Consider the following 15,020-nt stretch of genomic DNA (forward strand, 5'->3'; position numbering starts at 1 on the left):
CGCAGGTCTGCCCCGTAGCGAATGCGTAGGGGTCGCAGACTGGGGGTCGCCTTTTCTTTGCTTACTTTCTTTTGGCGAAGCAAAAGAAAGTGAGTGCGCCGCCGGGCGCACATCCCGGCCCCGGGAAGCAATCACCCAGCAGCAGCTGAAAAAGCAGCCAGAAACGCCCCCCATCACCGCCCCAAATAAACCTCAATCACCCGCTCATCCCCCTGCACCTCATCCAACGTCCCCTCCGCCAACACCGCCCCATCGCACAGCACCGTCACCTTCTCGCTGATCGTCCGGATGAACGACATATCGTGCTCCACCACCATCAGCGAGTGCTTGCCCTTCAAGGAAAGGAACAGCTCGGCAGTCCGCGCCGTCTCGTCGTCGGTCATGCCCGCCACCGGCTCGTCGAGCAGCAGCAGCTTCGGGTCCTGCATCAGCAGCATGCCGATCTCCAGCCACTGCTTCTGCCCGTGGCTCAGCTCGCCCGCCGGGCGGGCCGGCTGGTGGGCCAGGTGGATGGTCCGCAGCACGTCGGCCAAGCGGTCTTTCTGGGCCGAGTCGAGCTTGAAGAACATGGACGAGGCCACGCCCTTGTGCGTCTTCAGGGCGAGTTCGAGGTTCTCGAACACCGTGAGCTGCTCGAACACCGTGGGCTTCTGGAACTTGCGGCCGATGCCCAGGGCGGCGATCTGCGGCTCGTTGTGGCGCAGCAGGTCGATGGTGCTGCCGAAGAACACCGTGCCCCGGTCGGGCCGGGTCTTGCCGGTGATGATGTCCATCATCGTGGTCTTGCCCGCGCCGTTGGGGCCGATGATGCAGCGCAGCTCGCCGGGGGCGATGTCCAGGTTCAGGCCGTTGATGGCCTTGAAGCCGTCGAAGCTCACGTGGACGTCTTCGAGGTAGAGGATGCGGCCGTGCGTCACGTCCACCTCGCCGGGCACGGCCACCCGCGAAAAGCCTGCGGCGCGGCCGCCGGATTCGGTCTGGCCGGCGGCATCGGCCGGGGCCTGCGCGGCGCCTACGCGGCGCACGCCTTCTTCCATCAGATCGGGGGTCATGATGCCGCGCCCTCCTCTTTGCGCAGGCTTTCGGTGTTGGCGTCAACGGCAGCCGTCGTGGGAGCATCAGCAGGGGCAGCAGCAGCAACAGCCTTGGTTTCCTTCTTGGACCGGCGCAGCAGGCCGACCACGCCGTTGGGCAGGAACAGGGTCACGGCGATGAAGAGCGCGCCCAGGAAGTACAGCCAGAATTCCGGCGCCGTCACCGTGAGCCAGCTCTTGGCGCCGTTGACCAGGAAAGCTCCCACGATGGGCCCGATCAGCGTGGCGCGCCCGCCCACCGCGGCCCAGACCGCGATCTCGATGGAGTTGGCCGCGCTCATCTCGCCCGGGTTGATGATGCCCACCTGCGGCACGTAGAGCGCGCCGGCCACGCCGCACATCATGGCGCTGATGGTCCAGATGGTGAGTTTGTAGGGCAGCGGCGAATAGCCCGAGAACATGACGCGCGTCTCCGCGTCGCGCACGGCCTGCAGCACGCGGCCGAATTTGCTGCGCACCAGCCAGCGGCCGAGCAGGAAGAAGCCCAGCAGCGTCAGCCCGGTGAGCACGAAGAGCAGCATGCGCATGGTCGGAGTGGCGATGGGCTGCCCCAGGATGCGCTTGAAGTCGGTGAAGCCGTTATTGCCGCCGAAGCCCGTCTCGTTGCGGAAGAAGAGCAGCATGGCCGCATACGTCATGGCCTGCGTGATGATGGAAAAGTACACGCCCTTGATGCGCGAGCGGAAGGCGAAGTAGCCGAACACGAAGGCCACCAGCCCCGGCACGGCCACGATGAGCACCAGCGTGGCGATGAAGCTGTCCGACAGCGCCCAGTGCCAGGGCAGCTCCTTCCAGTCGAGGAACACCATGAAGTCGGGCAGGTCGCTCTGGTAGTTGCCGTCGCGGCCGATCTGGCGCATGAGGTACATGCCCATCACGTAGCCGCCCAGCGCGAAGAAGAGGCCGTGGCCCAGGCTCAGGATGCCGGTGTAGCCCCAGATCAGGTCCATGGCCAGCGCGCAGATGGCGTAGCACATGATCTTGCCCAGCAGCGCCACGGCGTAGTCGCTCAGGTGCAGCGGGCTGCCCGAAGGCACCCACAGGTTGAGCGCTGGCGCCACGGCGCAGACCACGATCAGCGCGACGATGAAGGCCGTCCAGCCGGTGCGGGTGAGAAGGGGTGCTGGCGCGGGCAATTGCACGGCAGAGGTAGAAGAAAGCTTGGTGGTCATGATGTGGATCGCCCCTCAGTCCGCTGTGCGGCCTTTCACGGCGAAGATGCCCTGCGGCCGCTTCTGGATGAAGATGATGATGAACACCAGCACGGCGATCTTGGCCAGCACGGCCCCGGTCCAGCCTTCGAGGAACTTGTTGAGCACGCCCAGGCCGAGCGCGGCATACACCGTGCCGGCCAGCTGGCCCACGCCGCCCAGCACCACCACCATGAACGAATCCACGATGTAGCCCTGGCCCAGGTCGGGCCCCACGTTGCCGACCTGGCTCAGGGCGCAGCCGGCCAGGCCCGCGATGCCCGAGCCCAGCGCGAAGGCATAGGTGTCGATGCGCGCCGTGTTCACGCCCATGCACGAGGCGATCGGCCGGTTCTGCGTGACGCCGCGCACGAACAGGCCCAGGCGCGTGCGGCTGATGAGATAGGCCACGCCCGCCAGCACGGCGAAGGCGAAGGCGACGATGACGATGCGGTTCCAGGGCAGCTGCAGGTTGTCCATCAGCTGCACGCCGCCGCTCATCCAGGCGGGGTTTTCCACGCCCACGTTCTGCGCGCCGAACACCGTGCGCACCAGCTGCTGCAGCATCAGGCTGATACCCCAGGTGGCCAGCAGCGTCTCCAGCGGGCGGCCGTAGAGAAAACGGATCACGCCGCGCTCCAGCACCGCGCCCATCAGCGCCGAGGCGCAGAACGCCACCGGCACCGCCGCGACCAGATACCAGTCGAACGCGCCGGGCAGGTACTTCTGGAAGAGGCCCTGCATGACGAAGGTGGCGTAGGCGCCGATCATCATCAGCTCGCCGTGCGCCATGTTGATCACGCCCATCAGGCCGTAGGTGATGGCCAGGCCCAGCGCCACCAGCAGCAGGATGGAGCCCAGGCTGATGCCCGAGAACAGCGCGGCCAGGCGCTCGCCCCAGTGCAGGCGGTCTTCCACGCGCTTGAGCGCGGCGCCCATGGCGGCCTTGGCCTTCGGGTCCTGCTCGTTGCGCAGCTGCTCCAGCAGCGCGGTGCGCGTGGCGGGGTCGCCGCTTTCGGCGAGGTAGTGGGCGGCCTCGGTGCGGCGGGCGGCATCGCTGCTGGCCAGCAGCATGCGCGCGCGGATGCTTTCGAGCCGCGCCTTCAGGCCGGCGTCGTGCTCGGCCGCCAGGGCCTTCTCGATGAGCGGCAGGCGCGCCTCGTCGGTCTCTTCCTTGAGCGCATCGATGGCGGCGCGCCGCTGGGCCACGTCGGGCGACAGCAGCTGCAGCGAAGCCAGCGCGGCATCGAATTCGCCACGCATGCGGTTGTTGTTGACGATGTCCTCGGCATCGGCCGGCACGGGCACTTGCGAGCCCGTCACCGGGTCCAGCCCCTTGTCGTCCTTGATGACGATGGCCTTGCCGCCCGCGACCTTGACCGCATCGTCCGCCATGGCGCGGATGAAGGCGACGGTGGCCTCGTCCGGCGTGGCGATGGCCTGCTGCAGCGCCGCGATGCGCTCGTCGGTATCGCCCACAGCCATGGCCCGCGCGGCCTCCGCCGTAAGCGCATGCGCCTGCACCGCTGCGCAAAGCAGCAGGCAGGCGATCAAGCGATGGAAGATGGAAAGAAGCATGGAAATGAAACCCGGAGCGAAACGTCAGAAAGAAGCAGAGCGGTGACCTAACCCCAGGCCAGCAGACGCCGCGGAGCGGGCTCCGCCCGGCCGCTGGCGTCGTCCACCCTCCCACGCGCAGCGTGAGAGAGAGGGGAAGCGGCGCAGCCGCTCAGGGGGGTGTCACTTCTTTTCAGGCTCGTCCTTCTTCTTGTCGTTGCCCTCGATGTACGGGCTCCACGGCTTGGCCTTGACCGGGCCGGGCGTCTTCCACACCACGTTGAACTGGCCGTCGGCCTTGATCTCGCCGATGAACACGCTCTTGTGCAGGTGGTGGTTCTTCTCGTCCATCTTGGAGACGATGCCGCTGGGCGCCTGGAAGGTCTGGCCGGCCATGGCGGCGATCACCTTGTCGGTGTCGGTGCTCTTGGCCTTCTCCACGGCCTGGGCCCACATGTGCACGCCGATCCAGGTGGCTTCCATGGGGTCGTTGGTCAGCGGCTTGTCCTTGTGGCCGGGGATGTTGTTCTTCTTCGCGTAGTCGCTCCACTGCTTGATGAAGGCCGTGTTGGTCGGGTTCTTGATCGACATGAAGTAGTTCCATGCCGCCAGGTGGCCCACCAGCGGCTTGGTGTCCACGCCGCGCAGTTCTTCCTCGCCCACGCTGAAGGCGACGACCGGCACGTCCTTGGCCTTCAGGCCGGCGTTGCCGAGTTCCTTGTAGAAGGGCACGTTGGAGTCGCCGTTGATGGTGGAGACCACCGCCGTCTTGCCGCCCTGGCTGAACTTCTTGATGTCGGCCACGATGGTCTGGTAGTCGCTGTGGCCGAAGGGGGTGTACTTCTCGTCGATGTCGGAATCCTTCACGCCCTTGGACTTCAGGTAGGCGCGCAGGATCTTGTTGGTGGTGCGGGGATAGACGTAGTCGGTGCCCAGCAGCACCCAGCGCTTGGCGCCGCCGCCGTCCTTGCTCATCAGGTAATCGACCGCGGGAATGGCCTGCTGGTTGGGCGCGGCGCCCGTGTAGAACACGTTCTTGGAGAGTTCCTCACCCTCGTACTGCACGGGGTAGAACAGCAGACCGTTCATTTCCTCGACCACCGGCAGCACGGACTTGCGGCTCACGCTGGTCCAGCAGCCGAAGATCACCGCGACCTTGTCCTGGCCCAGCAGCTGCTTGGTCTTCTCGGCGAACAGGGGCCAGTTGGAGGCCGGGTCCACCACCACGGGCTCGAGCTTCTTGCCCAGCACGCCGCCCTTGGCGTTGATGTCATCGATGGCCATCAGCACCGTGTCCTTCAGCACGGTTTCCGAGATCGCCATGGTGCCCGAGAGGCTATGCAGCACACCGACCTTGATGGTGTCGGCGGCATGCGCGGTGATACCGGCGCTGGCCAGCGCCACGGCGGCAGAGAGGGCCTTGAGGGTGAATCGACGTTGCATGTGCAGGTGCTCCAGTGGTGGTTGATGGCATCTGCCGAACCGCCCTGAAGGCCCGGTCCGGCACATGGAGGTCATCCTAGGGATGTCCCGGATATGCCGGAATACGCCAGAGGGCGTACGTCACCGGCCTACCAAGCCCCGCACCCGCCTGCTCCCCCGCACCTGGTCGAGCGGAGCGGCCGGGCCCGCCGCGCCCCAGACCGGAGCAGCGATCCTGCAGGCTATGCATGGAGCGCACCAAGTCGGTCCGCCAACCGGGATCCCGTGGGGTTCTCGCCGGGTTTTCACCCATGCATAGCCTGGCACACGAGTTGCATCATGTCGCCTGTCGACAGACGACAGCAATCATCCCATTGCAAGTTGATGACTTCTGGAGGCCCCTTGGAAACAGCAGAACGCAGCGCACCGCGCACCGCTTACGGACATGGACACGGCGCCGCCACCTCGGCGGAGGAACGCCAGATTCGCCGGGACCTCGCAGCGGCGTACCGCCTAGTCGCCCTCTATGGCATGGACGACAGCATCTACACCCACATCTCGGCACGCGTGCCGGGCACCGAGGACCAGTTCCTGATCAACCCCTTCGGCATGCTGTTCCGCGACATCACAGCCTCTTCGCTCGTGAAGATCGACCTGGACGGCAACCTCGTGGAGCCCGGCGAATACGACGTGAACCCGGCCGGCTTCACGATCCACAGCGCCGTGCATGCCGCGCGCCACGATGCCGTCTGCGTGCTGCACACCCACACCGTGGCGGGCGTGGCCGTGTCGTCGCTGGCCGGCGGCTTGCAGCCCTGCAACCAGTGGGCGCTGCAATTCCACAACCGGGTCACCTACCACACATTCGAAGGCATCGCGCTGAACCTGGAGGAGCGCGAGCGCCTGGTCGCCGACCTCGGTCCCACCTCGCGGGCGCTCATCCTGCGCAACCACGGCCTCGTGACGCTGGGCCGCAGCGTGGCGGAGGCCTTTATCCTGATGCACAACCTGGAACGCGCCTGCCGCGTGCAGGTCGCCATCCAGGGCACCGGGCAGGCCGTGAACCCCGTGCCGGAAGCGGTGTGCGAACTCACGGCACGCCAGTACGAAAGCGGCGACACGAACCGCCTAGCCGCCCTCCCAACCGACCCCTATGCCCGCGAATGGCGCGCGCTGCTGCAGCGCCTGGAGCCACCCAGCGCCCTCCCCATCCGCGAATGAATCTCGCCCCCGAGCCTTACCACTTCCCTGATCACGAAAGGTCCGCCACGATGAAACGCCGCCACCTGATCCAAGCCGTTCCCGCAGCCCTCGGGATGACCATCGCCGGGGTGCCCCTGCACAGCCTGGCCCAGGCCAGGAAGGGCATCGTCAACGTGCTGGTGCAGCCCGAACCACCCGGCCTCATGATGGGCATCGTGCAGAACGGCCCCACGCAGCTGATCGCGGGCAACATCTACGAAGGCCTGCTGCGCTACGACGAGAAGCTGCAGCCGCAGCCCCAGCTGGCCACCTCCTGGACGGTGAGCCCGGACAGCAAGACCTATGTCTTCAAGCTCAAGCCGAACGTGAAATGGCACGACGGCAAGCCCTTCACGGCCGACGACGTGGTGTTCTCCTGCGACGTGTTCCTGCGCAAGACGCACGCGCGCTTCCGCGCCAGCCTGGCCCACGTGGAAACGATCAAGGCGCTGGACCCACTGACCGTGGAGTTCAAGCTCAAGCAACCGTTCGGCCCTTTCCTGGGCATCTTCGAGAACGGCACCATGCCCATGGTGCCCAGGCACATCTACGAAGGCACGGACTTCCTGAACAACCCGGCCAACGCCACCCCCATAGGCACCGGGCCGCTCAAGTTCAAGGAATGGGCCAAAGGCTCCTACATCCATCTGGTGGCCAACGAGAACTACCACCAGGCCGGCGTCGTGACCATCGAGAGCGTGTACTTCCACGTGATACCGGACGCCGCATCGCGCGCAGCCGCCTTCGAGTCCGGCAAGGTCGACATCGCGCCAGGCGGCACGGTGGAGTACTTCGACGTGAACCGACTGTCCAAGCTGCCCGGCGCGGCCGTCACCACCAAGGGCTGGGAATTCTTCGCGCCTCAGAGCTGGCTGTGGATCAACAACCGCACCAAGCCAATGGACCAGGTGAAATTCCGCCAAGCCATCTGGACCGCCATCGACCGCGAGGCCATGGCCAAGATCGCCTGGTACGGCTTCGCCAAGCCGGCCACGGGCCCGTTCAACAGCCACATCGCCTACGCCAGCGACGACGTCGCCAAGTACCCGCGCGACATCGCAAAAGCCAAGAAGCTGCTGGCCGAGGCCGGCTACAAAGGCGAAACCCTTCGCCTGCTTCCCCTGCCCTACGGCGAATCCTGGCAGCGCCAGGCCGAGATCGTGCGCCAGAACCTCACGCAGGCCGGCGTAAAGATCGAGATGGTCGCCACCGACGTGGCCGGCTGGAACCAGCGTTGCAACGAGTGGGACTTCGACCTGGCCTTCACCTACGTCTACCAATACGGGGATCCGGCACTGGGTGTGGGCCGCAACTACACCAGCAGCAACATCGCTAAGGGCTCGCCGTTCAACAACGTGGCCGGCTATTCGAACCCCAAGGTCGACGCGCTGTTCGCCGCCGGCGCAACGGAGAGCGATCCCACCAAGCGCCGCGCCATCTACCTGGAAGTGCAGAAGATCCTCGTGGACGAAGTGCCCGTGGCCTGGCTGCACGAGATCAACTTCCCGACGCTCTACCGCACGAAGGTCCAGAACATCGTGAGCTCCGGCATCGGCCTGAACGACAGCCTCGGCCGTGTCAAGCTGGCGTGATCCGTCCGGCCTGACGACTCCCACCCACTCCCCGCGTGCGGCGGGCCGGCCAGGCCGGGCCGCCCCACGCCCGAACCCGAGCTTGCGATGAAACGACTCCAGTTCATGTCCGTGCGCGTGCTGCAGGGCCTCCTGGCCCTGCTGGTGATCGCCACCGCCAATTTCCTGCTGGTGCGGGCCGCACCCGGCGACCCGGTGTCCATCATGGCCGGCGAGGCCGGCGCGTCCGACCCGCAGTTCGTGGCCCAGCTGCGCGCGCAGTTCGGCCTGGACCAGCCGATGCTCGTGCAACTGGTCAGCTACCTGCGCCATGTGGTCAAGCTCGACCTGGGCTACTCCTACCGCCAGCAACAACCCGTGGCCGACCTCATCCTGGAGCGTCTGCCCGCCACGCTGCTGCTCACGGGCACGGCCTTCGGACTGTCGCTGCTGTTCGGCATCGTGCTGGGCGCGCTGGCCAGCCGCCACGCCGGCAAATGGCAGGACAGCCTGGTCACCGTGGTGGCCCTGGTCTTCTACGCCACGCCGCTGTACTGGCTCGCGATGATGGCCGTGCTGCTATTCACCGTGCATTTCGACCTGCTGCCGGCCTTCGGCTTCTTCACCGTGGGCGCCGATCTCACCGGCATCGACAAGGCGCTGGACATCGGAAAGCACCTGGTGCTGCCCGCGCTCACGCTGGCGCTGTTCTACATGGCGGTCTACGCCCGCATGACGCGCGCCTCGATGCTGGAGGTGGCGCAGATGGATTTCGTCAAGACCGCACGCGCCAAGGGCGTCACTCCCGGCCGCATTCAGCGCCGACACATCCTGCGCAACGCGCTGCTGCCCGTGGTCACGCTAGCGGGCATCCAGGCCGGCGGAATGATCGGCGGCGCCGTGCTGACCGAGACCGTGTTCGCGTGGCCGGGCATCGGCCGGCTCATGTTCGACGCCCTGCTGCAGCGCGACTACAACCTGCTGCTGGGCTGCTTCCTGTTCACTGCGGCCATGGCCGTGCTGTTCAACCTGATCACCGACTTCGTCTACACGCTGACCGATCCCCGGATCGAACTCGGCTGAGGAGCAACGCACTATGAAAAGCAGCTTCTGGCGGCGCTTCTGCCGCAACAAGGGCGCCGTCTTCGGACTCATCGTGCTGATGCTGGTCGGCCTGTTCACCGCGCTGGGCCCCCTGATCGTGCACAACACCGCGTGGGACATGGTCGGCATGCCGTTCGCCCATCCAGGCGCCGAGCCCGGACTGCCCCTGGGCACCGACACCATGGGCCGCGACATCTTCGCGGGCATCGTCGCCGGCGCCCGCGTGTCGCTGCTGATCGGCGTGGTATCCACTGTGGTCTCGCTGCTGATCGGCGTGTCGATCGGCGCCATCGCGGGCTACTTCGGCGGCTGGGTCGACGCCACGCTGATGCGCTTCACCGAGCTGTTCCAAGCCGTGCCGAGCTTCGCGCTGGCCATCGTGCTGGTAGCCATCTTCGAGCCCTCGGTGGGCTCCATCGTGTCGGCGATCGCGGTCGTCTCCTGGCCCCCGGTGGCTCGGCTGGTACGCAGCGAGTTCCTCACGCTGCGCCAGCGTGACTTCGTCGCCGCGGCCCAGCTCGCGGGACAGTCCACGCCGCGCATCATCCTCACGCAGATCCTGCCGAACGCGGCTTCGCCCATCGTGGTCATGGCCTCGCTCATGGTGGCCACGGCCATCCTGCTCGAATCGTCCCTGAGCTTCCTCGGCCTGGGCGACCCGAACCAGATGAGCTGGGGCTACATGGTGGGCTCCGCTCGCACGGTACTGCGCCAGGCCTGGTGGATGGCCGTGTTCCCGGGCATGGCCATCCTGCTCACGGTGCTGGCCCTGAACCTGGTGGGCGAGGGATTGAACGACGGACTGAATGCGCGCGCCGACGGGAGAGGCAAATAAAAATGGAAGCGATCCAAACGCCGGTGCTGGACATCCAGGACCTGGACATCCGCCTGCCCCAGGGCGCTGACCGTCGGCTCGCCGTGCAGGGCGCCTCGCTGCAGTTGCTGCCGAGCCAGACGCTCTGCGTCGTCGGCGAGTCCGGCTCGGGCAAATCCATGATCGCCAACGCCATCATGGGCCTGTTGCCCAGGCCGCATGTGGAACCCGTGGCGGGCCGCATCCTGTTCGATGGACACGACCTGCTGCAACTGAACGAAGCCCAGCTGCGTACGCTGCGCGGCCGGCGCATGGGCATGGTATTCCAGGAACCCATGACGGCACTGAACCCGGTCATGCGAATCGGCGACCAGATCGCCGAGGTGTTCGACGCGCACGTGAGCCTGCCGAAGGCCGAGAAGCGCCAGCGCATCCTCGCCGCCCTGAAAGACGTGGGCCTGCCCGAGCCCGAGGTGCTGATCGACAGCTACCCCTTCCGCCTCTCGGGCGGCCAGCGCCAGCGCGTGATGATCGCCTGTGCGCTGGTGCTGGAGCCGGCCCTCCTGATCTGCGACGAACCCACCACCGCGCTGGACGTGACCACGCAGGCGCAGATCCTGAAGCTCATCCGCGAACTCCAGCAACGCAAGGGCACGGCCGTGCTGTTCATCACGCACGACTTCGGCGTGGTCTCCGAGATCGCCGACCAGGTGGTCGTCATGCAGACCGGGCAAGTCGTCGAGGCCGGCGTTGCCGCCACCGTGCTGGCTCATCCCCAGCACGCCTACACGCGCAAGCTGATTGCTGCCATCCCCGACGGCCGGGTGCGCCAGCCGTCTGGGGAGCGTGACATCACCCACGTGCTGCAGGTGCAGGATCTGCGCAAGACCTACGTCACGGGCGGCGGCCTGTTCAAGAAGGGCCGGCGCGTGGAGGCCGCCAAGGGCCTGTCGTTCGACCTGCGCCGCGGCGAGACACTGGGCCTGGTGGGCGAATCCGGCTCGGGCAAGTCCACCGTGGGCCGTTGCATCGTGGGACTGGCGCCGTTCGACAGCGGGCGCATCCTGTTCCGGGGCCGCACTCTGCAGCCGGGCGCACAGTTCCGCCAGCAGACGCAAGGCAAGATCCAGATGGTGTTCCAAGACCCCTACGCCTCGCTGAACCCGCGCCACCGCATCGGCTCAGCCATCGCCCAGGGGCCCATCGCACAAGGCCTCGCTCCGGACAAGGCCATGGCCCGTGCCATGGAACTTCTGGAGCTGGTGGGCCTCAAGGCCGACGCGGCCGAACGCTTCCCGCACGAATTCTCGGGAGGCCAGCGCCAGCGCATCGGCATCGCCCGCGCACTGGCCATGGAGCCCGAGCTGCTGGTAGCCGACGAGCCCGTATCGGCGCTCGACGTATCGGTGCAGGCCCAGGTGCTCAAGCTGTTCGCCGAAGTGCGCGAGCGCTTCCAGCTGGCCATGGTCTTCATCACGCACGATCTGCGCGTGGCCGGTGGGATGTGCGACCACATCGCCGTGATGCAGCGCGGCGAGATCGTGGAATACGGCGAAACGGCTAGGGTGCTGGCAGACCCGCAGCACCCCTACACGCGCACGCTGATCGACGCCCAGCCCCGGTTGTCGGCCGCGGCGCAGGGAGCCCGGGCATGCGCCTGAACATCGCCCTGGTCTCCGACCAGATACCCATGGACTACCTGCGCCCGGCCTTCGCGGCGCGCTTCCCGGAGGCGGCGCTGCACCGCTTCGACACCGAGGTGCAGGCGCACGGCGCGCTCTCCGATATCGACGTCGCGGTCTGCTGGTCGCCGCCCCCCGGCCTGCTGGCCCGCATGCCGAAGCTGCGGCTGATCCAGTCCGTGGGCGCGGGCACCGACCACATCACGCGCGACGCCACGCTGCCCGGCGTGCCCATCCGCCGCATCGTCGATACCGAGATGGCCGCGGGCATGAATGCCTACGTGGCCTGGGCCGTGGTGCACGGCCAGCGCCACATGGCCGGCTACATCGCGAACCAGCGCAGCGCCGCCTGGCAGGAGGCGCCGGTGATACCACCGGGCCGCCACCGCGTGGGCATCGCCGGGCTGGGCGTGCTGGGCCAGTCGGCGGCGCGCGCGCTCGCAGCCATCGGCTACCCGGTGCGCGGCTGGAGCCGCAGCCCCAAGAGCGCCCTGCCCGACGGCGTGCAGGCCTTCCATGGTGACGGAGGGCGCGCCGAGTTCCTGGCGGGCTGCGACACCCTGGTCTGCCTGCTGCCGCTGAACGAAGACACGCAGGGCATCCTGAACGCCGAGCTGTTCGCGCAACTGCCCTACGGCGCGCACCTCGTCAACGCGGGCCGCGGCGCGCAGCTGGTCCAGGACGACCTGCTCGCGGCGCTGGAGAGCGGCCGGATCGCCTCGGCCGTGCTTGATGCCTTCGTGCAGGAGCCCCTGCCCGCCTCGCACCCGTTCTGGCACCACCCGCGCATCACCGTCACCCCGCACATCGCCACGCGTACCGGCCCCGAGACCATCGCGCGGCTGACCGGAAACCACCTCGCTCAGCTTTCCGTGATGGCCTGAGCGCCGCCCGACCGAACCACGAGGAGCCCCATGGCCAACGACACGATGAACACCGGCGCCAAAGACGTCGCCACCCACCTGCACTCCTACACCAATCTGGCCGCGCTGCCGCAGACGTCGCCGCTCGTGATAGTGGGCGGCGACGGCATCCACGTCGTCGACGACCAGGGCAAGCGCTATGTGGAGGCTATGTCCGGCCTGTGGTGCGCCTCGCTGGGCTTTTCCAACCGGCGCCTGGCCGCAGCCGGCGCCAAGGCGCTGACCACCCTGCCCTACTACCACACGTTCAACCAGCGCACCAACGTGGCAGTGGCCGACCTGGCCGAGAAGCTGCTGGTGCTGGCGCCCGTGCCGATGGCGCGCGTGTTCTTCGCCAATTCGGGCTCGGAGGCCAACGACAGCGCGGTCAAGATGGTCTGGTACTACCACAACGCCATCGGCAAGCCGGCTAAGAAGAAGATCATTGCGCGGCGCAATGCCTACCACGGCGTCACCGTGGCCGCGGCCAGCCTGGGCGGACTGGACGGCAACCACCGCGACTTCGACCTGCCCATCCGGACGGCCCCGGAGGCGCGCTTCCTGCACGTGGACTGCCCGCACCACTACCGCTACGCGCAAGACGGTGAGAGCGAGCAGGACTTCTCTACGCGCCTGGCGCGACAGCTCGAGGAGCGCATCATGGCCGAAGGCCCCGACACCGTCGCTGCCTTCATCGCGGAGCCGGTAATGGGCGCAGGCGGCGTGCTGGTGCCGCCGGCCGGCTACTTCGAGAAGGTGCAGGCCGTGCTGCGCAAGTACGACGTGCTGCTGATCGCCGACGAGGTGATCTGCGGCTTCGGCCGCACCGGCAACATGTTCGGCTCCACCACCTTCGGGCTGCAGCCCGACATCCTGTGCTGCGCCAAGGCGCTGTCGTCGGGCTACGTGCCGATCTCCGCCGTCATGGTCAACGACAGGGTGCACGCCGCCATCGCGGCGCACAGCGGCAAGCTGGGCAGCTTCGGCCACGGCTACACCTATTCGGGCCACCCCGTCGCCTGCGCCGTGGCGCTGGAGACGCTGCAGGTTTACGAGGACGAGAACCTGCTCGACCATGTGCGAGCGCTGGCGCCGGCGTTCCAGGATGGCCTGCGCACCTTCGCCGGCCGGCCGTGGGTGGGGAACGTGCGCGGCGTGGGCCTGATCGGTGCCGTCGAGCTCATGGCCGACAAGGCCGCGCGCATGCCGTTCGCGGCCGAGCGCAAGGCCGGCTACCGCTTCGCCGCGCTGGCGCTCGAAGAGGGCCTGATCGTGCGCGCCATGGGCGACAGCATCGGCCTGTGCCCGCCGCTCATCATCACGGCGGAAGAACTGGCGAACCTGTTCGCGCGCTTCACGCGCGCCATGGACCGCTTCGACGCCGAAATGGAAGGCTGACCCCATGCAAGCGTTCTTCTCCGACGACCAATTGCTGCACGACCCGCAGCAGTACATGCGCGTGGGCCGCATCTGCAAGCCCGCGGACCTGCCCACGCGCGCCGAGGCCCTCATGGGCGCGCTGGGCATGCGCGGCATCACCGTGGCCGCACCGCCCGAGGCCGGCCGCGATGCGCTGGGGCTGGTGCACTCCACCGACTACCTCGACTACCTGGAGACGGCGTTCGAGCGCTGGCAGCAGATCGAGTCGTTCGGCCTGCAACCGGGCATCGAGGTACTGCCCAACATGTCGCCGCACGGCCCGCGCGAAGGCACCTGCCCGTCGCCCGCCATGCTCGCGCAGACCGGCTGGTACGTGGGCGATCTGTCCTGCCCGATCGGCCCGCACACCTGGCGCTCGGTGCTGCGCTCGGCCCATGCCGCGCTCGCAGCGGCGGAGACGGTGCGCGAATCGGGCGGCGTGGCCTACGCGCTGTGCCGACCCTCGGGCCACCATGCCCAGCGCGCACGGGCGGCCGGCTTCTGCTACGTGAACAACAGCGCGATCGCCGCCGCCACGCTGCGCCAGACGCATGCGCGCGTGGCCGTGCTGGACATCGACGCGCACCACGGCGACGGCACGCAGCAGATCTTCTACGGGCGCGGCGACGTGCTCACCATCTCCACGCACGCCGATCCCGCCAACTACTACCCCTGGTACACGGGCTACGCGCACGAGCGCGGCACGGGCGAGGGCGAAGGCTGCAACCTGAACCTGCCGCTCGCGCACGGCAGCGGCAACGCCGAATTCGCGCAGGCGCTGGACCAGGCCGTGGCCGCCATCGAGCGCTTCCAGCCCCAGGCACTCGTGATGCCGCTGGGCTTCGACACCTACAAGGACGACCCGATCAGCGTGCTGAAGTTCGACATGGAGGCCTTCCGTCTGGCAGGCGCACGCGTGCGCGCGCTGGGCCTGCCCACCGTGGTCGTGCAGGAAGGCGGCTACATGGTCGGCGCCATTGGCGCGGCGCTCGATGCCTTCCTCGAAGGGCTCCAGCCATGACG

General features: G+C 67.5%; 12 protein-coding genes. 8 read left to right on the plus strand and 4 right to left on the minus strand.

Annotated features, from left to right (window positions below):
• Positions 1–173 precede the first annotated feature (173 nt).
• The 4 genes from urtD to urtA all read right to left on the minus strand — a co-directional run bounded on the left by urtD (position 174) and on the right by urtA (position 5,284).
• Positions 174–1,052 (minus strand): urea ABC transporter ATP-binding protein UrtD, encoded by an 879-nt coding sequence (gene urtD / locus BM070_RS21490; protein WP_092941753.1) that lies wholly within the window; start codon positions 1,050–1,052, stop codon positions 174–176.
• Positions 1,049–2,266 carry an urea ABC transporter permease subunit UrtC gene (gene urtC / locus BM070_RS21495; protein WP_092941755.1) on the minus strand — a complete coding sequence of 406 codons (1,218 nt, stop codon included), beginning with the start codon at positions 2,264–2,266 and terminating at the stop codon, positions 1,049–1,051. The genes urtD and urtC overlap by 4 nt, the downstream gene beginning before the upstream one ends.
• A gap of 15 nt (positions 2,267–2,281) precedes the next feature.
• Complete coding sequence (gene urtB / locus BM070_RS21500; protein WP_092941757.1) at positions 2,282–3,862, minus strand: urea ABC transporter permease subunit UrtB; 1,581 nt, start codon at positions 3,860–3,862, stop codon at positions 2,282–2,284.
• A gap of 162 nt (positions 3,863–4,024) precedes the next feature.
• Positions 4,025–5,284: an urea ABC transporter substrate-binding protein gene (urtA, locus tag BM070_RS21505; RefSeq protein WP_092941759.1), complete on the minus strand. Its 1,260-nt coding sequence runs from the start codon at positions 5,282–5,284 to the stop codon at positions 4,025–4,027.
• 381 nt (positions 5,285–5,665) lie between these two features.
• Between urtA and BM070_RS21510 the strand changes: the two genes are divergently transcribed.
• The 8 genes from BM070_RS21510 (at position 5,666) to BM070_RS21545 (ending at position 15,018) form a co-directional block, all read left to right on the plus strand.
• Positions 5,666–6,484, plus strand: a complete 819-nt coding sequence (locus BM070_RS21510) for a class II aldolase/adducin family protein (RefSeq protein WP_092941761.1) — start codon at positions 5,666–5,668, stop codon at positions 6,482–6,484.
• A gap of 50 nt (positions 6,485–6,534) precedes the next feature.
• Positions 6,535–8,097, plus strand: coding sequence for an ABC transporter substrate-binding protein (locus BM070_RS21515; protein ID WP_092941763.1), 1,563 nt, complete (start codon positions 6,535–6,537; stop codon positions 8,095–8,097).
• An 87-nt stretch (positions 8,098–8,184) separates the two neighbouring features.
• Complete coding sequence (locus tag BM070_RS21520; protein ID WP_092941764.1) at positions 8,185–9,159, plus strand: ABC transporter permease; 975 nt, start codon at positions 8,185–8,187, stop codon at positions 9,157–9,159.
• Positions 9,160–9,172: 13 nt separating this feature from the next.
• Entirely contained in the window at positions 9,173–10,015 is an 843-nt protein-coding gene (locus BM070_RS21525; protein WP_092941766.1) for an ABC transporter permease, read from the plus strand.
• Between the two features lie 2 nt (positions 10,016–10,017).
• Positions 10,018–11,655 carry an ABC transporter ATP-binding protein gene (locus tag BM070_RS21530; protein ID WP_092941768.1) on the plus strand — a complete coding sequence of 546 codons (1,638 nt, stop codon included), beginning with the start codon at positions 10,018–10,020 and terminating at the stop codon, positions 11,653–11,655.
• Complete coding sequence (locus BM070_RS21535; protein ID WP_092941770.1) at positions 11,646–12,560, plus strand: 2-hydroxyacid dehydrogenase; 915 nt, start codon at positions 11,646–11,648, stop codon at positions 12,558–12,560. The genes BM070_RS21530 and BM070_RS21535 overlap by 10 nt, the downstream gene beginning before the upstream one ends.
• Positions 12,561–12,590: 30 nt before the next feature.
• Positions 12,591–13,976 (plus strand): aspartate aminotransferase family protein, encoded by a 1,386-nt coding sequence (locus tag BM070_RS21540; protein ID WP_092941772.1) that lies wholly within the window; start codon positions 12,591–12,593, stop codon positions 13,974–13,976.
• A 4-nt stretch (positions 13,977–13,980) separates the two neighbouring features.
• Positions 13,981–15,018 (plus strand): histone deacetylase family protein, encoded by a 1,038-nt coding sequence (locus tag BM070_RS21545; RefSeq protein WP_092941774.1) that lies wholly within the window; start codon positions 13,981–13,983, stop codon positions 15,016–15,018.
• The last annotated feature ends 2 nt before the right edge of the window (positions 15,019–15,020 follow it).

This window comes from Paracidovorax wautersii, assembly GCF_900113035.1.
Lineage (GTDB): Bacteria > Pseudomonadota > Gammaproteobacteria > Burkholderiales > Burkholderiaceae_C > Paracidovorax > Paracidovorax wautersii.